Raw genomic sequence first — 21,800 nt, 5'->3', positions numbered from 1 at the left:
GCCCACCCTAAATTTTAAGGAAGTAGGGAGAAGAAAAAAACGATCTGGGGCAGAAAGAGCGGCAGGTACGAAAGTTCACAAAGGGACTTAAATCGAAAACCTTCCATCTTCACAAAATGACAAACACCAAGCCATAGATAGGCAGACCCCATCCCCAAAAAATAAAGCTCAGAGAGATTTCCCCAAATCCTTTGGGCCATTAGGAAACAAAACCCCATTCCCAAAAGACAAAGTACCAAAACCTTTAGTTTTTTCGGATCCAGAACTTGGGTTAGGGTGAAGGTATTTTGCACAAGATCAAATTCACGGTCTGTATTGTAGGTAAGGAGGACATTCGCAAATACATGGATAAAAAAGATCCACACCATCGGATCCCATCCACCAAACGATCCAAAGGGGGCAATCACCCCCAATACATAAAATCCAGAAACCAAAATTTCTTTGGGTATTGGCGACAAGTGGCTCACAATCAAACCAATTGAAAAAACAAAGGAGAGGAGAAGAAGGAGGTTTCCTGTGAGGAATAAAAATTCAAAATAGAATCCTACAAAAAACGAAACCAAAGTCAGAAAGATTAGAAAACTAACAATCCAATGGCGGAATCGCAAATAGAAACTCCCGCGTTCTGATAGAGTTTCCTTTTCTCGCAAAGCATCCCATAAATGGTCTGCCAAATAGAGTGCCCAAACGGAACTGGTATAAAAAATAAGGAGGGTAAACCGAATTTTTTCATTTCCATAATGAGAAAAAAAAGAAAGGTTTGCCCAAACGGAAACGAGAACATCCACCGCAAGAAAGGAAGCCAATTTACCCCATAACATCATCGTTCTGTTCTGGAACATCATTCATTGATAATCAATGGAATCTGAATTGGCAAAAAGAAAATTCCCTTGCTTCCAAAACTTTATCTGTTGGAATGTCTGGCTATGTTCGCCTCGATTGTTCGTTCCATTCGTTCTGTTTATTGTATCCGTGACCAGTTCCCTCGGTATATGTCGGAACTTCTATACCAAGAAGAACAAATGGGGGCTTTGTTTGCCGTTCGTTTTCGGTATGTGATTGGAGTGGCACTTGTTGCCAGTGCGATTGCCAATCTAAGTAATATCGATTCGATTTTTGGGTATTTGATTAACTTTGTTGGGATTACATTTTATTTTTTAAATACGTTTATCCATTATCAGATTCTGAAAAAAAGTAAGGGGCATTGGAAAACTAAGTATGATTATATCAGTTTGTTTGTTGATAACCTACTCATCACTGTAACTATTTTTAACTGGTACATTTTAAAAGGAGAGGGAAATCCAAACTTCCTAGTCAAAACTCCCTTGGTTGTATTTTATCTTTTGCCTTTGTCTTTGAGTTTGTTCCAATACCGGTTCTCTCTTGTTAATTTTTCCTTTGTTTGTTTTCTCTTCAGTTACTACGGGTTTTTGATCTATGCATTGGTCGATTCGAATGCAGTGAGTGGTATGGATTGGAATCAGTATGTCCTTGGTGACCAAATCATTTTGTCTGATGCTTCTGTGACAAAACCAACGGTCTATCTGGTTTTGGTATTTGCGATTTCTTATGCGATCTTTCGTAGCCTCCGGATGTTATTAAAATTTGCGGCCGCAGAATCACAGAAAACAACTTTATCTCGTTATTTTTCACCTGATTTGGTTTCTGAAATTGTTTCGGAACCAGAAGTCATCGCTAAAGGCAAACGCCAAAAGGTCACAATCCTATTCAGTGATATCCGTGGGTTCACTCAATTTTCAGAACCAATGGATCCTGAAGCACTATCCGTTTTTTTAACTGAATTTCGTCGCCGTATGGTGCGAGCCATTTTTAAACACAACGGTAGTTTGGATAAATTCATTGGGGACGCGGTGATGGCAACTTTTGGAACACCCACTCCTTCCGAGAGAGTTGGCGAAGATTCTGAAGATGCAGTCCTTGCCGCAAAGTCTATGTTAGAGGAACTTGATAATTGGAACCAAGAACGAATTTCTAAGGGCGAATCGGAAATCAAAATTGGAATTGGGATCCATACAGGAGAAGTGTTCTGCGGAAGCATTGGATCGGAAGAAAGAATGGAATATACAGTGATTGGAGATACTGTCAACACGGCCTCTCGTATAGAGTCTGCCTGTAAAGAATTGGGAGTTTCTTTTTTGATTTCGGAAGCGGTTTGGTTAGAGACGGGCTCGCCAAGTGGTTGGGATAAAAAAGAATCGGTCACTCTTTCTGGAAGAGAACAAAAAATTCATCTTTATGCACCAAACCTATCTTAGGAGGCCATATTAATTTTGTAAACGGCTTCGTGGAGAGCCGGGTTTAGTTCCGGGTCAATGATATAAATCACACGAGAAGTTCCTGCTTGTAAGGCTAAGTCCATGATGGCTTTTCTGCGATCAATTTTGATACTGTGTAAATCAAAGTCAGCTATTTTGAATTTGTTTCCTTTTTGGAAAATCGGATTGATGCTACAAATTCTTTGGAGTTTGGGTCTTGTTTGGTAACGACCCACTTCCAAAACGATACAAATATCAAAATGAGCACGTCTCTCTGAATCTACGGATGCTGTGATGACAAAGTCTCCAAAGTTCACAATGTTTTCATTATTGGTGAGAGAACTTCCTACATAATCTAAAAGATGTCTGATGTTTTTATTGCTATAAGAAAAAAAGGAATCATTGAGGATCATCTTTAAAGCTGTAGAAGATTTGAATGCAGGTCTCCAAGGTTGGTTGGAAGTGAGGGATGCATATTCGCTTGCTAAAGAAAGGATGGCAATGTCTTCTTCGAAACTAGCAGAGGTTACATTGTTTTCTTGTAAGTGGAGTTGGAGTTCGATGTCTTGGGTGATTCTTTCTTTTCCAACTTCTTTATTGTATTTGTCTCGGACGGACATAAGTTTCGAAAATAAAGATCTTGGATCTGGAAAGTTATTGTTCACTCCGTTCCCACGATAAGGTCTGTGATGGTTTAAAATTAAAGTGCGAACATGGGAATCAATTTCTGGAGCAGGCAGTGTCATCAAATAACTGATGATGGGGTGTTGTTGGACAACCGCATATTCTTCTTTGGTGAGTTTAGGATTGTTTTTAATGTCAAGCCTTGAGTATCCTACATCCGCCAAATAACTTGCCATCATTAGGCTTAGGTGGTCTTTTTTATTGGATTCTTCTTTTCCTTCGTTGACGATTTTTTTTGTGCGAACCTTCATTCCCATAGCAACAACTGTGCGTTTGGTCATTAGTTCCGATTCTACAGAGACTCCCGCCACTCCTAGAATTTCTAAAATATTAAAAATCCCAAGTTCGTAATCAGGATTGCTAGTGAAGTCAGTGAGAAGTTCGTTCACTGAGTTTTGTACAAAAACAGCTTGGTCAGAAGAAAAAGAAGTTTTGCGGAGGTCTTCAATGAGGGCTTGGGATTGTTTTGCAAACCTAGATGTTTTTTCGTGATCAAATAGTTTGGTTGTGCGGCCAGGTTCTAAAAAAGCGTGGTCATGAGATCCAGACTGTTTAGATTTTTTTAACTCTGAAATAAGGAAATATACCCCTTGCATTTCGAACTTTAGTAGTTTTCCGAAATCAGCTTCGGTAGGGTTCCTTTTTTTATGAATGAGGATTTGTCCGTCCTTATTGTATAGGTCGAGTGGGATATTGTTATTTTTACGGAAACTATTTAAGGATTCTTCAGTTAACTCGAATTTGGCGAGCTTATCTCGAGGTACTATATTTGTATCGTTAGTGCTCATTGTATTTCGGTTGATTCGACGAAAGATTTTTCGAATGTTTTAGTGATGTTTGAATCGATTGAATTAATTGTAAAGTATTCCTACGATTCATGGTTACTTTTTATGATATAGGAATTTCCTCATAGGATAACCACTAGTCATCAGTAGATATTCTATTGATACGTGTAGTTTTTGTTTTATCCTTATGCAACTTGTGTCAATGTTTGGTTTGTAGAATAACTCTAGTTAGTGTGTTTGGGTCTTGCTTAATATCACTAAAATTCTTTTGTTGATGAACTGTTCGTTTTTGTAGCAATTTCGCTAGGTTGGGTTGTAAAGAGGTGCGGTTTTTTCGTTTACAGGTTCAGGAAAAGTACGAAAAATTTATCTCTATGAATACGCTTTCGACAAAAAAATCATCTTTAGATTTATTCAATCCCACTGAAGACCACTTGGCGCTGCGCGAATCAGTGGCATCCTTTGCAGAAAGGGAAATGGACGAACAAGCCAAAGAAAACGATGAAAAAGAAACATTCAATACAATGTTATTCAAACGTCTTGGTTCCGAACTTGGAATTTTTGGAATCACAGTGCCTGAAGCCGATGGTGGGCATGGCCTCGATCCACTTGCCTCTGTCATCATCCATGAAGAGATGTCCCGGTTTGATCCTGGATTCACCTTATCTTATTTAGCCCACGAAGTTCTTTTTGTGAATAATTTTTTCTATAGTTCTAACCCTTCTCAAAGGAGTCGTTATTTGAGTAAGGTCATCACTGGGGAATGGATCGGTGGGATGGGAATGACAGAACCCGGTGCAGGAACTGATGTACTTGGAATGACCACTCATGCAGTGAAGAAGGGCGATCGTTATATCATCAATGGAGTGAAACAATACATCACCAACGGATCCATAGGTCAGGTTTTTGTTCTTTATACCAAGTTAGAAAAAAATGGAAAAAAGATGACCTCCTTTGTCATTGAATCGTCTTACAAAGGTTTTTCGGTCGGTAAAAAAGAAGAAAAGATGGGAATGCGTTCTTCCCCAACTACCCAACTTGTATTTGAAGATATGGAAGTCCCTGAAGAGAATTTACTTGGGATAGAAAATGGTGCTGTCACTCATATGATGAGGAATTTAGAAATTGAACGAGTGACACTGGCCGCACAATCACTTGGCATTGCCCGTCGTTGTATCGATATTATGTGTGACTATACCATTCGTCATAGAGAGGCTTTTGGTAAAAAACTAATGGAGTTTGGCCAAATCCAAAGGATGGTGGCTGAATCCTATGCGGACTACCAAGCCGCTCGTGCTTTAGTGTATCAAGTGGCAAGCGAACTGGGACCAGATGTTCGTAACTCTCTTGGGGCGGCATCCGCAAAACTAGTGGCCACACAAATGGCAGAACGAGTTTCTAGAAATGCCATCCAAGTTTTAGGTGGGTATGGGTATTGCCGCGAATACCCAGTCGAACGATTGCATAGGGATGCGATTTTACTCAGCATTGGTGGTGGAACGAACGAAGCCATGCAAAAGAACATCGCGAGTGACTTAAAAAAACTTTGGTCTGAGTGATCTAATTTCCTTAAATAGTATCTGTCCTCTAGTTGACTTCTGTCTACAAGGAGGATGGATACAAATTGGGATGTAGTGGTCATTGGTTCCGGGTTTGGTGGACTTAGTGCCGCTTTGTCCCTTTCTGAAAAAGGCAAAAGAGTTTTGGTTTTAGAAAAAGGTACGGCTCCTGGTGGTTGTGCATCTAGTTTCCGAAAAAGTGGTTATGTCTTTGAATCAGGGGCAACAACTCTCGTCGGTTTGGAACCAGGACTTCCTTTTGATAAACTCTCTACCGAATTCCAAATTCAATTTCCTCTTATCCCTCTAAAACGATCGATGGTGGTTCATTTACATGAAAAAACCATTGAACGTTATAGGGATCGCGCAGAATGGAATAAAGAGGCCAAACGTGCGTTCGGTGGTGGTTTGCGGATGGAGGTATTTTGGAAACTTTGTTATTTTGTCTCTGATTCACTTTGGAGTTTGTCAGAGAGATACAAATTTTTTCCTTTTAAAAATCTATCCGATGTATGGAAATCGATAGGTTCTTTTCGACCTTCAGACGTAATTGTTTTATTTTTTTCTTTTATCTCCTTACGTTTGGTTTTAATCTCTTTGGGTCTGACTCAGAACAAGGAATGGATTCGGTTTTTAGAAGAACAACTTTTGATCACAAGCCAAACAACATCGACAAAAATTTCCATGGCCTTTGCCTCCGTTGGTCTCACTTACCCACAATTACAAAACTATGTTGTTCGGGGAGGAATGGTAACTCTTGCGGAAACGATCCTCGGTCGAATTGAAGCCAATGGTGGAAAAATTCTTTACAAACAAGAAGTCATAGATCTGAAAAAAATCAGTGTTGCCGATGGGAATGAGGATTTGGTTTGGGAGTTAAGAACTAAAAATAGAGAGAATTTTTTATTTTATGCTCCATTGGTGGTTTCGAATCTTCCTATTTGGAACCTAACGGAGATTACTGAGGATCTGCCAAAACTAAAAAAGAAAACAACAAAGTTTGAAAAAGGAATTTGGGGTGCTTTTTCCATGGGGATTGCCATACAAACCAATCCTTCCGAAGAATGGACTAAAACAGAATGCCTTCACCACCAAATCCATTTGAAGGACGTTTTGCCATATGGAGGAGGGAATTCGCTTTTTCTTTCTCTTTCCCATCCCGAGGACCCCATTCGCTCCCCAAAAGGCATTCGTATCCTTTCGATTTCTACCCATATAGAAAATCCTGAATCTTGGATTCGGGATGTTTCTTACCCAGAAAAAAAGAAAAAAATAGAATCGATCATCATTCAAACCTTAGTAGAAAAATTCCCTTGGTTTCAAAAAAATAAAATTTTATTTTTACATTCTGCAACGCCTGTTACATGGAAAACCTGGACAGGTAGGAAATTTGGTAGGGTGGGAGGGATTCCCAATTCCTATTTTTCGAATCCATTCAAAATGCTGAGTAACCGTTCGGAAGATCCAAACTTACTTCTTACGGGAGATACTGTCTATCCAGGCCAAGGAATTCCGGCCGTAGTCCTTGGTGGCCTTCATGTTGTAGAACAATTCCTCGCAAGAAAGAGATGTTGATTTTGAAAACCGGTCGTAGAGCCTGGGCGAAACGATGATTCGCCTTCCTAAGATTCTCATCCAAGTGCCGGGAACTTCTGCCAACTTGGGGCCCGGTTTCGACCTTATGGGCCTTGCTTTGGATCTTCGTAATGAATTTGAATTTAATTTTTCTAAAGAAATTACGGAATCTAAAACTGAATTAAAAAACGGCCAGAAGTTACCGTTTTCTGTGAAAGAAGATTTAGTTTACCAAGCTTACCTTTCTTATTTTCAAAAATTTTTACCTAGTGTCAATCCACCACCTTATCATTGTAAAATGACATTGACTTTGCCTTTGAAGGGTGGGCTTGGCTCCAGCGCTTCTGCTATTGTGGCAGGACTATCTTTGGCTCGTGAAGTCCATAAAAGAATGGAACCTAATTCCCTACCTAAGGAACCTGATTTTATCCAATTCCTAGCTGAATTTGAAGGCCATCCCGACAATACCTTACCTGCATATTTAGGTGGATTTGTTTTCGCCTACTCTACGTTTGGTGAACCTTTGCGGTATTTTAGAAAAAAATTCCCTGCTTCCGTTGCCATTTATGTATTAACACCAGAATTTCATGTTTCTACAGAAGAATCTAGAAAATCACTTCCTAAATCTTATACTACAGCTGACGTTATTTTTAACTTGTCTCGGATTGGTGCATGGATGCATTTTTTAGACAAACGTAAGTTTGGTGACCTTCTCGTCGGTTTGGAAGACAAAATGCATACTCCCTATCGCATTCCAGAATCTTCTCCACTATTTGGATTGGCCGAGTCATTGAAAGAAGCAGGTATTGGTTATTGTTTGTCTGGTTCGGGCCCGAGCCTTCTGATGTTTCTCGAGAGAAAGTCAGTAAAAACAAAACAAACAGAATTGGAAGAGATGGTGAAAAAAGGAATGTTGGCTTCTGGAATTTCTTACCAGTTCCGACGAGTGAAACCAGATGGACTGGGTGTTCGCATCCAAACAAAATAGTTTAGTCTTCGTCTGCACCTTCTTCTTTTCCAAACCCATACACATCACCACGGAACCGAACCTTTCTGTTAATCCCTGGTTGGATTTTTCCCACTTCAAAGGTAAACTTCATCCTTTCTTTTCCGGATCTATTGAAATAAAAAGAAGAGGTAAGGGAGACTTCGATAAAGTTCACCATCCTTTCTTTTGCGATTTTATCAGAGATTCTGAATTCAGCAGGGTGGCCTATGATTTCATAAGATTCAAAACTTTCTTTGGATTCCATTTTCCCATAATGTTCCATTCTGGGAGGTTTGTAAAAAGTGGGCCCGTTTTTTAAAACCGTAATGGTATAATCTTCGCTATCGCGACTTTTTTTAAATTGGAAGATGAGGTGGTCTTCCGAGATGGCATTACAACGAGTGGCGAGTTGGCCAGTTTTACTTCCGACTTGAAAACTTGCAAACCGGCTCAGTTCATCCACAACAAGATCATATTTGTCTCCGGTTTGGACTGGGATGAAGCGATCGGAATCTTTCCTGGAAAGGATGGGATGGATGAATTGGTTGTACACAACTAACCCCAGTCCCAAAATGGAGATGGTTAAAACCCCGCTAAGGACTAGGATGAAGCTGTCAAGAATGGCAATGCTAAGGAACAATCTTACCTTTTTGTATCTACCTTATGGTTTTTCGGCTCCGGTAGGGGAGTTCTTGTGACAAGAGAAAGTAAATCTTTCACTTCTTCGGGAGAGATGATTTGGTTTAATTTTTCTTCCAAAGAAGCGGGAGTTGGTTTCAAAACCAAATCTTCTGGTTTTACCTTTGTCTCCTGCTCTTTCTCCACATTTTTGTTAGCCCGCGCCACTTGGGATTTTTCAGGTAAGGATTCTTTTCCATCCTCTGATTGTTTCCCCGTTTGGGTTGGGAGCGGGGGAGGAACCGTTAGGTGCGAATTTCCTTGAATGTTAATCGTGTTCATTTTTCCCAAACCTCCGTGTTCAGGATCAGCTCTTTTGAGAAAAAATTGTCTTTTCCCTCCCTCAGATTTTCGGATATTTCGCGGATGGCTTTAGCGAAAATCCTCTGTTTTTTTAGCTTTTTTCCGTTTGATTGCCCGCTTTATGGCCGGGAAGCTGGCAGGGATGGAAAATATTTTTAAAAAGTGGATGGAAAATCCCATCTCCAAAATCTTACTTGCGACCAACATCGTTTTCGCCCTTCTCTTTATCGTCAGTGTTCCTTCTTTTGTTAGGGAATACATTACCCAAGATGCAGTGAGCATCGGCGGAAAAAAATATGACCTAAGTGATGTGAAAGAAACTTCACCCATTGCTTATTCAAAATTTCAGTCAGAATACAAAAGTCTGATCAAAAACACACTTGGTGAATTTGCTCAGGACAAACTATTTGAACTGGTTGCCAAAGACAAAAACATCAAACCATCAGAAGTATTAAACCAAGGTTTTACTCCGAGAGAGCCATCAGAAGAAGAAATTCTAAATGTATACATGTCCAATAAAGAACAGTTAGGTGGTAAGTCCTTAAATGAAACTAAGGATAAAATTGTTGGATTCTTAAAAAACCAACAAGAACAAGAACATAGCCGAGCTGTTTATCGTGATATCGTCACTAAGTATCCTGTTGAATTTTTAATTAAAGAACCAGCAGCGGTTCGGGTGACAGTGGAAGAAAAAAATAATCCTTCCATCGGGCCAAAAGATGCAAAAATCACAATCATCGAATTTTCTGATTTTGAATGTCCATTTTGCAAACGAAGCCAAGACGTGAACCAAAAACTTCGCGAAAAATATAAAGGCCAAATTCGTTGGGTTTTCCGTGATTTCCCACTTCCTTTCCACCAAGATGCAATGTATGCACATATGGCTGCTAATTGTTCCATCTCAGAAGGGAAGTATTGGGATGTATTCAATACACTTTTTGAAAACAGTGGAAACTTAAGTAAAGGTAATGTAGATGCTTTAGTTTTAAAAGCAGGTATGCCTAAAGACAAATACCAAACTTGTATGAAAGATGCACCTCGTTTGAAATCAGAAATTGATGCAGACATCCAAGACGGACAAAAGGTTGGTGTGAGTGGAACTCCTGCATTTTTTATCAACGGGATCTTTGTATCGGGAGCACTTCCTTTCGAAAACTTTGATGAGATCATCCAAAAAGAATTAAAACAATAATCATAAATTATAAAATTAAAGGAAAATTTATATGAGCAAAAAAGTAAAAGTTGCTGTTACAGGTGCTGCCGGACAAATCGGATACGCACTTCTATTTCGTATCGCTTCAGGACAAATGTTTGGACCTGACACTGCAGTGGAACTCCAATTATTGGAATTGGAACAAGCCCTTCCTGCTGCCAAAGGTGTTATCATGGAATTGGATGACTGTGCTTTCCCGTTACTCGAAAAAGTATCTGTATCTTCTAACATCGATGAAGCGTTCCGTGACATCAACTGGGCACTCCTTGTTGGTTCTGTTCCAAGAAAAGCAGGAATGGAAAGGGGAGACCTTCTTAAAATCAACGGTGGAATTTTTACAACTCAAGGAAAAGCAATCGAAAAGAATGCTGCAAGTGATGTAAGAGTTCTCGTGGTTGGTAACCCATGTAATACAAATGCACTGATTGCTATGAACAATGCAAAAGGTGTTCCGTCTGACAGATGGTTTGCGATGACAGGTCTGGATGAAAACCGTGCAAAAACACAACTTGCTCAAAAAGCAGGAGTTCTTGTAAAAGATGTATCAAACGTAGCCATTTGGGGAAACCACTCCGCAACGCAATACCCAGACTTTTACAATGCAAAAATCAAAGGAAAAGTAGCAACAGAAGTGATTTCTGACCACGAATGGTTGAAAGGTGATTTTATCTCTACGGTTCAAAAACGTGGAGCAGCCATCATCGCAGCGCGCGGAGCTTCTTCTGCAGCATCTGCAGCAAACGCAGTAGTTGATACAGTGCATAACATTGTCACTCCTACAAAAGCTGGTGACTGGTTCAGTGCTGCATGTCACTCCAATGGTGAGTATGGTGTGGACAAAGGTCTTATCTTTGGATACCCACTCAAATCAGATGGAAAAAAAGTAGAGATCGTTACTGGTCTTGAAATCAATGCTTTCGGAAAGGAAAAATTTGACATCACTCACAACGAGTTAAAAGAAGAAAGAAACGAAGTCAAAGATATGTTAGGTTAACCCTAATATATACTCTTTCTAAAACTTGAAAGACCCGTTTACTGTAAGGTGGCGGGTTTTTTTATTTGCAGCTAATCGAATATTATGACATATTTATTGACTTAATTTAGTTTAGAAATTATTTCTTTGAATGTGTTTCCCTTTCATAAAATTCTTATCTTTTTATTTGTAATAATTTCTACTATATCCTGCTCGGTGCCCGAACTGAATAATGTTTGTGACGCAAAATCACGTACATTTTGGGAGACCATAATCGTTAAAGTTGCGATTGTGGATCGAAGTCCTCATTGCGGTATCAGACTTGATTTCCCGACCTCTAAACTAAATTTTCGATGGGGTACTAATGGTGATGTGAAGGTAGTAAAAGAATGGAATGGTCGTGTTTACTTTGCCGGTGATTTCACAAAGGTCGGAGTCCCTGTTGGTGGCGGGAGTTTCGTTAATTTAGATACAGGCACTATTTTCCCGACAGAAGAGTTTATGAACTTCAATGATTTAGGGGCAGTTCGCGTCACTAGTGCTGTGTTAGATGGAGTGGGTGGGATTTTTGTTTCAGGACATTTCCAAATCGCAAACACTAAAACCAGAACGTATTTGGCTCATTTCCTTTCCGATGGAAAGTTAGATCCTAATTTTAATGTCGTGATCAATGGAGTTGTGAATAAAGTTACAGTTCATGCAGGAGTTTTGTATCTTTTAGGTGATTTTACGGCTGTAAATGGAAATACGCGAAACTATTTAGCAGCTGTAGATTTGACTTCTGGCCAAGTAAATTCCTGGAATCCAAATCCAGATGTCCAACCAAATGATATTGCAATTGGTGAAGGAGTTGCTTTTGTCGTAGGTGGGTATTTTTCTTCGTTAGGTGGTCAACTCCGCCAATTTGCGGGAGCTGTTGACTTGGTTACAGGAATTGCCACAAGTTGGCAACCTTCGATTTCAGGAGCATCGATAAAAACCGTTTCTCTTTCCGGTGGGATTGTCTATATCGGAGGAAATTTTACAAGTATCAATGGAAACACTCGGAATAATTTAGGAGCGATTAATGCTTCGGATGGTCTGGATACTTCTTGGAATCCTAATGTTGATGGTGAGGTTACCAAACTATTGATTCGAGACGGAAAGGCCTATTTCGGTGGGAGTTTTACTTTAGTTGGTGGCAGTACACCTCGGAACTTTTTGGCTAGAGTTTCTTTGTCAGGTGCTGGATCCCCTGATACATGGGCTCCTGCTATTTCAAGTTTTTCTTTAAACCCTTTAGAGGATGTTTATGAAACAAATGATTCCGTGTTTTTTGTTGGAAATTTTGATTCAGTGAATGGGCAATCCAGGGCCAGTGCAGTCAAAGTAGATTCCACTTTTGGAACAGTCACTGATTCATGGAATCCAGGTTTGTACAATAATGGTTCAAATTTTTCAACAAAGTCTATATTGCCGTGGAACAACCGTTTGTTTATTGGTGGGAATTATATATTTACTAATATTGTTGATCGTAATTATTTATTCTCTGCAGATTTGAATCACCAATCGATTACCAATTTTACTCCAAATTTTAACGGACTTATCAATGATATCACCTTCCATGGAAACTATCTTTACGCATCGGGTAACTTTACTCAAGTGGGTTCCTCCACTCGGAATGGATTTGTTGAATTGGATTTTGGAACAGCACAACCAAGCAATTGGAACCCAGCGTTCGGAGCTAGTGCCGGTGAAATACAAACTTTAGCTGTGAAAGACGACGCTCTCTATGTTGGTGGTGACTTTACCACTGTAGACGCATCCAGTATCAATCGGTTGGCAAAAATAGATTTGAGTGGGACATCAAGATCTCTTCTCTGGCCCAATTTAAATTTTAATGGCTCTGTAAGAAAACTTGTCTTTAGTGAAACAGAACTCTTTGTTTCTGGCACCTTTACTACTGTATCTGGAAATACGAGAGCCGGTATGGTATGTCTTAATTTGCCAGGGGCCACTGTGACAAATTTTACTGCAAATTTTGCAGACCCGATCACAACTCCGAATAACAATCCGATTGGAATCACAACGGGTTTAGGGACTATCAAAACGATTCATATCTTTGGAGGAGCTATTTATTTTGCTGGGGAGTTTAGTTCCGTAAATGGGCAAAGCCGTTATTTGTTGGCTGGTTTTGATTTGGAACAAAAAGAACTTTTGCCATTCACAATGACAGTTCCTGGAAGTTCCGTATATGGTCTGTCAGACGACGGTAATTCCTTATATTTACTCAGTTTGAGTCAATATGATTTGAATCTTTATTTTCAAACAGCATTGGCAAAAATTGATAAAACGGGTGGAGTTGATCGTAATTTTTCCCAATTACAAAGTGGAAACTTAAGTTCGTTTTCTATGATTGGAGGAGTTCCCATTGTTGTTGGAAGTTTTTATAAATGGAACCAAGCCTTCACCCAGGGGATTTGGGTTGTGCAGTAGTTCCTAATCAATCAAAAAGAAAAAAATGAAGGAACCGAATTCGATTTTTCTAACTTATGTTTAGTCCAAACAAATTTCCAGCTGATTTAAAAATTCCTCTGGCCTTTCGAAAAAAGGCAAATGGCTCGATTCTTCCATCACAGTCATTTTGATTTCTGGAAACTCTTTTAAGATGGGATCCCAAGTGTAGTATGGTGCCACCTGATAGTCTTCCTTCCCCATACAAATCCAAGTGGGAATAGATAGTTTTTTAAAAAAATCGGAAACAGCTATATCACGAAACACTTCACCAAACAAGTAATCAAAGGCGAGTTTGTTTGTATGGATTCCTTCCCAAAACGTTCTAGAGGGAAAGGGAATTTTGTAAAACCCTTTGGCTTCCAAACTCACGCAGTAATGGATAAAAAAATCCTCAGGGGTTCTCTCTATATTTTTTTGAAACTCAGATAAATTTTTCAAATGTGCTTCTTTGCGAAGACCAGATGCATATTTTTGAAAATAAACTTCTGCTTCTAACATGGGAGTTCCATGGCTTGGGCCTGTGGAGATCATCACAAGGCTCTTGGCTTTTTCTGGATATTTGGCGGCATAACTTAGTGCCATATACCCATGTCCCGAATGGCCCACGATAGGACAGGTTGGTACTTTCAATTCCGTTTGGAGAAAAACAAAATCATCTAATAGTTTTTCCAAAAAATAATCTTCTTTTGATTCAACTTTTTTGCCTATTCGTTTGGCAAAACCTCTTTGGTCCACCACTGTGATTTGGTATTTTTCAGAGATTTCTTCCGGGATCACTCTTGGATAATACAAAGCACTCCCAATCCAAAATAGGGATGGGCCGTCAGTGTTATTTTTTGCCACTTGGAGGTTAAATCCCTCTCTTTCAATTGTTTGGTATTTCCATTCCATAACATTTCCTCAAAGGTTGCGAATATTTTCTATTTTTGTGTTTTGAATATAGTTGCAATATACAACTATATGGTTGATAATTGCAACTAAAAAAGACTTGAAAGTTTTTATAAAACTACTGGACTGTGATTGTGAAAGGGAACGGAATTGCAAACCATCTCGGAATTTATATGAGTGAAACTTTGCTGCTAATGAGGAGGTTTCTTGCGGACGAATTCGAAAAAAAAAGAATGGGGATGCGGTTTGAAGAATGGATGTCACTTCTTCCTTTGTCAGAATCGGAAAGTTTAAACCAAAAGGAATTGAGTGAACGTTTGGTAAAAGACAAAACCACTATTTCTAGACTCGTGGATGGTTGGGTCAAAAAAACTTGGGTGAAACGCGAAATCTCAGAAACTGACAAACGCCAATACAATTTACGATTTACCAAAAAGGGAAAAGAAGTTTGGGAGAAGGGACTTCCCATCATCGCATCGGCAGATCTTGTTTTTCGAAAGGATCTAACAGAAACAGACGAAAAAGAACTTTATTTATTACTTTTTAAAATCCAATCTTCAGTCCGACTTGTTGGCAAAGGGAGATAAGATGACTAGGATGCAGACGGCGTTTCGGCAAAGAGAAAACGTTCTTTCTTCGAACTGTCTAAGATTCTTTTTATAGAAACATACCCTAATTTTTTTGCGATCTCTTCCACTTCATTCATATACAAAGGATGGGTTTCCATCATTAGTTTTCCACCTGGAATTAATCTTTTAAATACTGCGGATAACAATTGTTTGTGGAAATATTCAAAATCAGAAACAAAAAGTGCCATATGTGGTTCATAGTCGAGTACATCTGGCATAATCTCAGGTTTTTCTGATTCGGGGATATAAGGTGGATTCGAAACAACCAAATCAAATTGTAAATCTTTAGGGATTAATGTGTCCAAATCAGAAACGTAAAATTTGGTTCTCTCGTTTAAGTTGTATTTTTCCGCATTACGACGACTCACGGCAATTGCTTTTTCAGAAATGTCCGAGAGAGTCACAACACTCGATGGTAGAAGTTGTGTGAGACTAAGACCAATACATCCACTCCCAGAACAAAGATCCCAAATTTGAAGTTCTTTTGATTCGACAAGGGATAGTTCTTCTTTTCTTTTCCAAAGATAGTCCACTAATTCTTCGGTTTCAGGCCTTGGAATGAGGACATCTTCCGTTACAAAATATTCAAATTTATGAAATCCCTTTTTACCAGTGATATAAGCGACAGGTTTTCTTTTGCTTCGTTCTACAATTCGTTCGCGGTAAATGTCGATTTCTTTTTGTCCCAGCGGCATTTCAAATTGAGAATAGAGTTTGATGCGGGGGAGATTTAAAAGATCAGAAAGGATCCATTCGGCATCCACACGAGGGTTTGGAATTTCCTTTTTCTCCAGAAATTCTGTGGATCGTTTTAGATAATAAAGAAGAGTTCCTGGTTGTTCCGCCATGATCTTTTGCCCCCAACAGGATTCGAACCTGTGTCCCCAGTTTAGGAAACTAGTGCTCTATCCACCTGAGCTATGGGAGCTTTTACGTAGGTTTACGTTTCTGATTCACTATCCTTTGAAAATCGGAGATATTGTGAATAACAATTTTATCTGGATAGAGATCTAGTTTGCCTGTTTTTACATACTGCATGAGGACCTTTTGGACTTCCCCTACAGGTTGGGCACACCAATTGGCAATGTCATCCACGGTGGCTGAAAGGATAATTTCGTTGTATACATCATTGTTATACTGCTTTTCGTATAACATCACAAAGACGTCGCATACTTTTCCAATGATATCATCCATAAGAAGAATCATAAGGCGGCGTTTTTGGTCATAAATCCGAAAGGAAAAAATATGAAGGAGTTTCATGGCAAGTGCTGGGTTCTTTGTCATTAACATTTCAAAGTTTGCACGGTTGAAGTTCAGGGCTTTCACTTCCGTGACAGCAATGGCGGTGGCAGAACGAGGTTGTTCCTCTAAAATGGCCATCTCTCCCAAAATATCCCCAGCTTCCAAAACATCCAAGGTTTTGATACTGGTTCCAATGGTTTTAGTAATTTTGACTTTTCCTTCTTTGATTAAATAAAAGTCATTTCCGGGTTCGTATTCACAAAACAATACTTCGTTTGGTTGGAATACTTTTCCAAATTTTCCAAACATGGCTTCTAACATTTGGTCGTTCACTATTTGCCTCCTTTGAGTTTGGATTTAGCATCTTCCGAGATACTATCATCCAAAGGTGGCATTTGTGTTACCTTTTGGAATAACTGTTTGGCTTTTTCTTTTTCCCCCGAAGCTTCTGTAGCAAGTGCTAGGTGGTAAAGGTTTTCTTTGAGTAATAAACCTTTGGGGTATTTTTTAATAAAATTAGAAAAATGAGCGATGGCTCCAGGATAGTCCTTAGCTTTGAAACTGGACTTACCCATATAGAATAATGAATTTTCCACAAACTGTTCTTCTTCTTGGGTAACAGAATCTGTTCTTTCCGAAACGGTTTTGAATAAGTCAATGGACTCTGCATATTTCCCTGCATTCATCAGTGTGGATGCTTTGTCATATTGGGAAAGGATAGAATTGGGATCAATACTCGAACCAGAGTTTTGTGCCGGAACAGCCATTGTTTTTAGCATTTCTTGGAGTTTCCCAGCTTGGGCTCCTGGTTCCGGTTTATAAACTAATTCTTGTATGGTGAGAGGGAATGGTGTTTTTTTACGAGCTAGGTCAACAAGTTGCCGGGCTCGGTCAGTGTACATTCCGTCCGGGTAATGTTGTAAATACTTTTCGAAAGCGTAGGCAGCATGTTCAAAGTTTCCATTTTTATAATAAACTTCGGCCACATTCATAAGTTCGAAGGCTGGGTTCTTCGCTTCCCCTTGTCCGAGGATTTCCCTAACCTGGCGGTGGACTTGCCGGAGTTGGCTTGAGAACACCTTTAGCATTTTGATGATGAGATGGGTTTTGTCTGAGACAAATTTTTCGAATTCTGGGACTTTGAAGACCAGAACTGTAGCGGCTCCTATGACTTGAGCAGTCTCTTCCCTGGGGTAACGACCGATGGCACTCTTAACTCCGAAAAACTCACCGAGTTTTACGTCCTCTTTCAGTTCCACACCGTTGATATTCGTGTAAGTTAGTACAACACGACCTTTTTGTAGTACAAAGATATCCTCCGCCTTGTCTTTCTCGAAGTAGACGATGGAACCTCCTTTGTAATTACGTACTATGGGACCTGACAACTCATGCCTCGCTTGCGCTTCATTTTCAAAAATTAGGTAAAAAAGCCAAACTCTTTTTATAACCGACGCTGTCAGAAACTTGTTTCAAGAGTTTTTTTGGTGAACCAGCAACCAATTTGATTTTACCATCTATCGATAATTCTTCCGTTTCTAAACCAAAATGTAAGAAGAGTGAGCGGTATTCTTCTGCGCCATAAATCGGATATCCATCAATCACAACTAGATCGATCATTTTCCAGGAAAGTTCTGAAACATTGATTTCTGATTTATTTTTATCATCGTTGATTATAAGTAAATCTGCAGAAAGACCTGGCATCAAAGCATCTGGATTTCCTAATCGGAATGCCTTCCTTGGATTTTCAGTAATCATTTTGAGTAGAGTAGATTCTGGTAATTCTTCGCCATACAATCCGAAGTAAATGGACTTAGCTGTTTTTAGCTCTTCTAAAAGATTTACAGATCCACTAGGAGAATAATCTGTCCCCAAACATACGTTAACTCCCATATCTAAAAAGAGTTTAATATTAGTAGTTTTTCCAAAGACATGAAGATTGGAAGTAGGGCACCAAACTACGGATGCACCTTTTTCTAGGATTTTTTCAACGTCCTTTTGTCCAAATGGCAAACAGTGTACGAGGACAGAGTGTCCGCCAAGTGCATCCATTTTTTCTAACAAACGAAGAGATTGTTTGGAATCATCATCTAAACCTTCCGCTAAGTGTGTGACAAAAGGAAGACCTGCATGTTCTGCCATTCTATATTCGAGTGCCGGACCCTCTCCCCAACCCAAACTATAATTTCCAATGGAATGTGCTAAAGTATAATCGGAAATGAGTTTGACGGGAAGGATTCCTCGAAATGGATTTTGTACATGGTGAGGGATGTGATCAAAAACAGTTGTGACACCAGCAAAAAGGTTTTTATAGGCCCCTAGATAATATAAAATTTCAGGATCCACTTGTTGGCGTTCAGCAAATACCCCAGAACTTTTATATAAATTGTCATAGGACAACCAGGATTTGTGTTTTTCATTCCCTCCCACTTTCGGGAGGTAACTTGCCAGTAGGTGGTCATGGGAGTTGATAAAACCGGGATAAAGTTTTTTCCCTTTTAATGAAATTGTTATAGAACCATTGTTTGGTGATAAATTTGTATCGATTTTAGAAATTTTTTCACCTTCAACAAAGAGGTCATTCGTTTCTAATTTTCCATTCCTATAAACAGAAGCTGATTGGAAAAGGATAGAGTTAACCATTAAATTCCTCCCTCCAAAATTCGTTCGGGATTTAAACTCTGTTTTTGTTTATTCACTTGGAAGTAGAGGCCTTTGTCTTTGGATAAAATTCCGAGTCGGTCTTTGGACTTTACTTCTTGGCCTTCTGTGACCTGGATTCGTTCCAAGTTTCCGTACACCGTATAGAGACCGTTTTGGTGTTCTAGAACAACAAAGTTTTCATACCCATCCATATAATCTACATGGACTACTTTCCCAGGAAGGCTTGCCCGTACAAGGGAAGAGGTTCCCCTTTGGAACTGAATCCCTTTATGAGGATCGTAAGTGAGTTCTGAAAACTTTTTTACGACTCTTTCTTTCCTCTCCAAAGGGTAAGAAGGTTTTTCTTTGATGAGTGATTCGGGGGAGGAAACAGAGATCTTTTCATTCCCTTTGGGAATTCGCAGTAGTTCTCTTTCATAGAGATTTTCTGTGGTGGTGCGGCCATTTAACTTGGCTAAGGTTTCTGCGGAGATTTTGAATTTCCGAGCAATCCCAAACCAGGAATCCCCTTTGACCACTCGGTAAGAAGTTGGGATTTCCGATTTTGGACTTTGTTTGGCGGAAACGGGAGATAAAAGAAAGAACCCTAAAAAAATTAGAAAGTATCGAAGTTTTCGCATCCGCTGTCCCTTCTAAATGTATCGACAGCTAAAAGAGAGAGGGCAATAAAAAAGGCGGGTTCCCCCGCCTTTTCCAAGATGAACTTAAGAGAAGAATGAAAATTATTCTTCGTCTTTGTTGTTCACCTTGTATTTTTTCATAAGCTCGTCCGCAACGTTTCTTGGAACTGGAGCATACTTGGAAAATTCCATAGCAAACTCTGCTTTTCCTTGAGTAGAGGAACGAAGCACAGTCGAGTAACCAAACATGTCAGCAAGAGGAACTTCTGCTTCGATCTTAGCATAACCATTTTCTTCAGTTGTGTTTAAGATCATACCACGTCTTTGGTTTACCGAAGCAAGGATTGCTCCTTGGAATTCAGTTGGGCCTTCTACTTCCACTCTCATGATTGGCTCGAGAATGATTGGAGCTGCTTTTCCAAATCCTTGGCGGAACCCGTAACGAGCACCAATTTGGAAAGCCATATCCGATGAATCCACATCATGGTAAGCACCGTCATTGATCACACAACGAACTCCAATGATAGGGAATCCAATGAGGGATCCTCTTTCTAAACAAGAACGGAAACCTTTGTCACAAGATCCGATGTATTCACGAGGGATGGAACCACCCACGATTTTATCTACGAATTCGTAGTCTTTTCCTTCTTCTTGTGGGATTGGTTCAATAAAACCAGCCACACGAGAGAACTGACCTTGACCACCCGTTTGTTTTTTATGAGTGTAATCAAATTCTGCGGACTTAGTAATCGTTTCACGGTAAGCTACTTGCGGTGCTCCTGTGACTAGATCCACTCCGTATTCCCGTTTCATACGTTCGATATAAACTTCTAGGTGGAGTTCTCCCATTCCTTTGATGATGGTTTGGCCAGACTCTTTATCGATTTCTGTTTGGAAGGTAGGATCTTCCTTAGTGAAACGGTTCAGAGCTTTCGCAAGGTTTGGAAGTTGTTTAGACTCTTTACATTCGATTGTAAGAGAGATCACCGGGTTTGGAACAAACATGGACTCCATAGTCACTTTTGCTTTTCCATCAGTGAATGTATCCCCAGAGGCACAATCAATACCGAATAGAGCAACGATATCCCCAGCTTCTGCTTTCGAAATATCTTCCATATCGTTTGAGTGCATACGAACAAGACGACCAATGTTGTGGCGTTTGTTGTTAGAAGAGTTGTAGATCGTCATACCTTTTTCAAGTCTACCTTGGTAAACACGAACGTAAGTTAACTGACCGTAACGACCATCTTCTAGTTTGAATGCGAGACAAACTAATGGTTTTTCTGGATCTGATTCTAAGTTGAATTCGTTTTCTTCGTTTCCGATTTCTTTTGCTTTGTTCTCAACATCATAAGGAGATGCAAGGTAATCAGCAACTCCATCTAGAAGTCTTTGAACACCTTTGTTTTTAAAGGCAGAACCCATAAATACAGGAACAAATTTAAGTGCAAGAACACCACGGCGAATCGCTTCTCTGATTCGTGCTTCAGTTGGTGCACCTTCTAACATCTCTTCTGTGAGTTCATCACTGAAAAGAGAAACTGCATCAAGAAGAGATTCACGTTTTTCGTTAGCTTGGTCTTTTAATTCATCAGGGATATCAGTGATTTTGATATCTTGTCCGTTTGGACCTTCGAAATAATACGCTTTCATCTCTACTAGGTCAACAATCCCTTTCAGATCGTTTTCGAGTCCGATAGGAAGTTGTACAGCATGTGCATTGAGGTGGAGTTTTTCACGAAGTTGTTCGATCACTCTCCATGGGTTCGCACCAGTTCTATCAAGTTTGTTGATAAAAGCAACACGCGGAACACTATAACGTTTCATCTGACGGTCAACTGTGATGGACTGAGACTGAACACCCGCAACCCCACAAAGAACCATAATCGCAGAGTCAAGTACACGAAGGGAACGTTCTACTTCGATCGTGAAGTCAACGTGACCCGGAGTGTCGATGATGTTGATCGTAATGTCTTTCCAAGTTGCATAAGTTGCAGCTGACTGGATAGTGATCCCTCTTTCTCTTTCAAGATCCATACTGTCCATAGTCGCACCCACACCGTCTTTACCACGTACTTCGTGGATGGCGTGAATTTTGTTCGTATAAAATAAGATACGTTCTGTAAGGGTTGTTTTCCCTGAGTCAATGTGTGCGGAAATTCCGATGTTACGGATTCTTTCCAATTTAGGGTCGCGTTTTGTTTCTGTCGCAGAGGTCATATTTTCCTCA

19 protein-coding genes and 1 tRNA gene are annotated in these 21,800 nt (G+C 39.7%); 8 read left to right on the top strand and 12 right to left on the bottom strand.

From position 1 onward, the window contains the following. Window positions 1–14: 14 nt before the first annotated feature. Complete coding sequence (locus EHQ16_RS00335; protein ID WP_244241857.1) at window positions 15–845, bottom strand: hypothetical protein; 831 nt, start codon at window positions 843–845, stop codon at window positions 15–17. An 81-nt stretch (window positions 846–926) separates the two neighbouring features. Between EHQ16_RS00335 and EHQ16_RS00330 the strand changes: the two genes are divergently transcribed. Continuing rightward, a complete protein-coding gene (locus tag EHQ16_RS00330; protein ID WP_135637517.1) occupies window positions 927–2,276 on the top strand; it encodes an adenylate/guanylate cyclase domain-containing protein in 1,350 nt (449 codons plus the stop codon). On the opposite strand, the gene EHQ16_RS00325 is transcribed toward EHQ16_RS00330, so the two are convergent. After that, window positions 2,273–3,748, bottom strand: a complete 1,476-nt coding sequence (locus EHQ16_RS00325) for an HD domain-containing phosphohydrolase (protein WP_135637515.1) — start codon at window positions 3,746–3,748, stop codon at window positions 2,273–2,275. The genes EHQ16_RS00330 and EHQ16_RS00325 overlap by 4 nt on opposite strands. A gap of 371 nt (window positions 3,749–4,119) precedes the next feature. On the opposite strand from EHQ16_RS00325, the gene EHQ16_RS00320 reads away from it, so the two are divergent. From EHQ16_RS00320 to thrB, 3 genes are read left to right on the top strand one after another with little or no spacing between them, the layout of a single operon-like run. Beyond that, window positions 4,120–5,304 (top strand): acyl-CoA dehydrogenase family protein, encoded by a 1,185-nt coding sequence (locus tag EHQ16_RS00320; RefSeq protein WP_135637513.1) that lies wholly within the window; start codon window positions 4,120–4,122, stop codon window positions 5,302–5,304. A 54-nt stretch (window positions 5,305–5,358) separates the two neighbouring features. Then, window positions 5,359–6,879 (top strand): phytoene desaturase family protein, encoded by a 1,521-nt coding sequence (locus EHQ16_RS00315; RefSeq protein ID WP_135637511.1) that lies wholly within the window; start codon window positions 5,359–5,361, stop codon window positions 6,877–6,879. A gap of 34 nt (window positions 6,880–6,913) precedes the next feature. After that, complete coding sequence (gene thrB, locus EHQ16_RS00310; RefSeq protein ID WP_135637509.1) at window positions 6,914–7,867, top strand: homoserine kinase; 954 nt, start codon at window positions 6,914–6,916, stop codon at window positions 7,865–7,867. A 1-nt stretch (window position 7,868) separates the two neighbouring features. Here thrB and EHQ16_RS00305 read toward each other — a convergent pair whose 3' ends face one another. Next, the gene (locus EHQ16_RS00305; protein WP_135637507.1) at window positions 7,869–8,507 is read right to left on the bottom strand and encodes a hypothetical protein; all 639 of its coding nucleotides are present in this window, start codon (window positions 8,505–8,507) and stop codon (window positions 7,869–7,871) included. Between the two features lie 2 nt (window positions 8,508–8,509). Further along, window positions 8,510–8,827 (bottom strand): hypothetical protein, encoded by a 318-nt coding sequence (locus EHQ16_RS00300; RefSeq protein ID WP_135637505.1) that lies wholly within the window; start codon window positions 8,825–8,827, stop codon window positions 8,510–8,512. A 163-nt stretch (window positions 8,828–8,990) separates the two neighbouring features. On the opposite strand from EHQ16_RS00300, the gene EHQ16_RS00295 reads away from it, so the two are divergent. The 3 genes from EHQ16_RS00295 to EHQ16_RS00285 all read left to right on the top strand — a co-directional run bounded on the left by EHQ16_RS00295 (window position 8,991) and on the right by EHQ16_RS00285 (window position 13,509). Continuing rightward, window positions 8,991–10,040: a DsbA family protein gene (locus EHQ16_RS00295; RefSeq protein WP_135637503.1), complete on the top strand. Its 1,050-nt coding sequence runs from the start codon at window positions 8,991–8,993 to the stop codon at window positions 10,038–10,040. Between the two features lie 31 nt (window positions 10,041–10,071). After that, the gene (locus EHQ16_RS00290) at window positions 10,072–11,055 is read left to right on the top strand and encodes a malate dehydrogenase (protein WP_135637501.1); all 984 of its coding nucleotides are present in this window, start codon (window positions 10,072–10,074) and stop codon (window positions 11,053–11,055) included. 351 nt (window positions 11,056–11,406) lie between these two features. Then, on the top strand, window positions 11,407–13,509 hold the full coding sequence (locus EHQ16_RS00285; protein WP_135637499.1) for a hypothetical protein: 2,103 nt from the start codon (window positions 11,407–11,409) through the stop codon (window positions 13,507–13,509). A 60-nt stretch (window positions 13,510–13,569) separates the two neighbouring features. On the opposite strand, the gene EHQ16_RS00280 is transcribed toward EHQ16_RS00285, so the two are convergent. Continuing rightward, the gene (locus EHQ16_RS00280; RefSeq protein ID WP_135637497.1) at window positions 13,570–14,421 is read right to left on the bottom strand and encodes an alpha/beta fold hydrolase; all 852 of its coding nucleotides are present in this window, start codon (window positions 14,419–14,421) and stop codon (window positions 13,570–13,572) included. Window positions 14,422–14,591: 170 nt separating this feature from the next. On the opposite strand from EHQ16_RS00280, the gene EHQ16_RS00275 reads away from it, so the two are divergent. After that, window positions 14,592–15,005 carry a MarR family winged helix-turn-helix transcriptional regulator gene (locus EHQ16_RS00275; RefSeq protein ID WP_135637495.1) on the top strand — a complete coding sequence of 138 codons (414 nt, stop codon included), beginning with the start codon at window positions 14,592–14,594 and terminating at the stop codon, window positions 15,003–15,005. 5 nt (window positions 15,006–15,010) lie between these two features. Here EHQ16_RS00275 and prmC read toward each other — a convergent pair whose 3' ends face one another. From prmC to fusA, 7 genes are all read right to left on the bottom strand, one after another. Next, window positions 15,011–15,895 (bottom strand): peptide chain release factor N(5)-glutamine methyltransferase, encoded by an 885-nt coding sequence (prmC, locus tag EHQ16_RS00270; RefSeq protein ID WP_135637493.1) that lies wholly within the window; start codon window positions 15,893–15,895, stop codon window positions 15,011–15,013. 7 nt (window positions 15,896–15,902) lie between these two features. Further along, window positions 15,903–15,975 (bottom strand) — tRNA-Arg (locus tag EHQ16_RS00265). A 2-nt stretch (window positions 15,976–15,977) separates the two neighbouring features. Then, complete coding sequence (locus tag EHQ16_RS00260; protein WP_035983956.1) at window positions 15,978–16,610, bottom strand: Crp/Fnr family transcriptional regulator; 633 nt, start codon at window positions 16,608–16,610, stop codon at window positions 15,978–15,980. Window positions 16,611–16,621: 11 nt separating this feature from the next. Continuing rightward, entirely contained in the window at window positions 16,622–17,674 is a 1,053-nt protein-coding gene (locus tag EHQ16_RS00255) for a tetratricopeptide repeat protein (protein WP_135637492.1), read from the bottom strand. Window positions 17,675–17,699: 25 nt separating this feature from the next. Continuing rightward, complete coding sequence (locus EHQ16_RS00250) at window positions 17,700–18,929, bottom strand: amidohydrolase family protein (RefSeq protein ID WP_135637490.1); 1,230 nt, start codon at window positions 18,927–18,929, stop codon at window positions 17,700–17,702. Beyond that, on the bottom strand, window positions 18,929–19,570 hold the full coding sequence (locus tag EHQ16_RS00245; protein ID WP_135637488.1) for an LIC_10271 family cell wall hydrolase: 642 nt from the start codon (window positions 19,568–19,570) through the stop codon (window positions 18,929–18,931). Before EHQ16_RS00245 ends, EHQ16_RS00250 begins: the two co-directional genes overlap by 1 nt. 102 nt (window positions 19,571–19,672) lie before the next feature. After that, window positions 19,673–21,790, bottom strand: a complete 2,118-nt coding sequence (gene fusA / locus EHQ16_RS00240; RefSeq protein WP_135637486.1) for an elongation factor G — start codon at window positions 21,788–21,790, stop codon at window positions 19,673–19,675. Window positions 21,791–21,800: the final 10 nt, after the last annotated feature.

The sequence above is a fragment of the Leptospira kanakyensis genome, from assembly GCF_004769235.1.
Taxonomy (GTDB): Bacteria; Spirochaetota; Leptospiria; order Leptospirales; family Leptospiraceae; genus Leptospira_A; species Leptospira_A kanakyensis.
This window is presented reverse-complemented; position numbering and strand designations above follow the sequence as displayed.

Coding starts and splice junctions, on each gene's coding strand:
- thrB (WP_135637509.1), top strand. CDS start 6,914: ATGATTCGCCTTCCTAAGATTCTCATCCAAGTGCCGGGAACTTCTGCC.
- EHQ16_RS00280 (WP_135637497.1), bottom strand. CDS start 14,421: ATGGAATGGAAATACCAAACAATTGAAAGAGAGGGATTTAACCTCCAA.
- EHQ16_RS00300 (WP_135637505.1), bottom strand. CDS start 8,827: ATGAACACGATTAACATTCAAGGAAATTCGCACCTAACGGTTCCTCCC.
- EHQ16_RS00290 (WP_135637501.1), top strand. CDS start 10,072: ATGAGCAAAAAAGTAAAAGTTGCTGTTACAGGTGCTGCCGGACAAATC.
- EHQ16_RS00320 (WP_135637513.1), top strand. CDS start 4,120: ATGAATACGCTTTCGACAAAAAAATCATCTTTAGATTTATTCAATCCC.
- EHQ16_RS00275 (WP_135637495.1), top strand. CDS start 14,592: ATGAGTGAAACTTTGCTGCTAATGAGGAGGTTTCTTGCGGACGAATTC.
- fusA (WP_135637486.1), bottom strand. CDS start 21,790: ATGACCTCTGCGACAGAAACAAAACGCGACCCTAAATTGGAAAGAATC.
- EHQ16_RS00295 (WP_135637503.1), top strand. CDS start 8,991: ATGGAAAATATTTTTAAAAAGTGGATGGAAAATCCCATCTCCAAAATC.
- EHQ16_RS00330 (WP_135637517.1), top strand. CDS start 927: ATGTTCGCCTCGATTGTTCGTTCCATTCGTTCTGTTTATTGTATCCGT.
- EHQ16_RS00335 (WP_244241857.1), bottom strand. CDS start 845: ATGATGTTCCAGAACAGAACGATGATGTTATGGGGTAAATTGGCTTCC.
- prmC (WP_135637493.1), bottom strand. CDS start 15,895: ATGGCGGAACAACCAGGAACTCTTCTTTATTATCTAAAACGATCCACA.
- EHQ16_RS00245 (WP_135637488.1), bottom strand. CDS start 19,570: ATGCGAAAACTTCGATACTTTCTAATTTTTTTAGGGTTCTTTCTTTTA.
- EHQ16_RS00250 (WP_135637490.1), bottom strand. CDS start 18,929: ATGGTTAACTCTATCCTTTTCCAATCAGCTTCTGTTTATAGGAATGGA.
- EHQ16_RS00325 (WP_135637515.1), bottom strand. CDS start 3,748: ATGAGCACTAACGATACAAATATAGTACCTCGAGATAAGCTCGCCAAA.
- EHQ16_RS00315 (WP_135637511.1), top strand. CDS start 5,359: ATGGATACAAATTGGGATGTAGTGGTCATTGGTTCCGGGTTTGGTGGA.
- EHQ16_RS00260 (WP_035983956.1), bottom strand. CDS start 16,610: ATGTTAGAAGCCATGTTTGGAAAATTTGGAAAAGTATTCCAACCAAAC.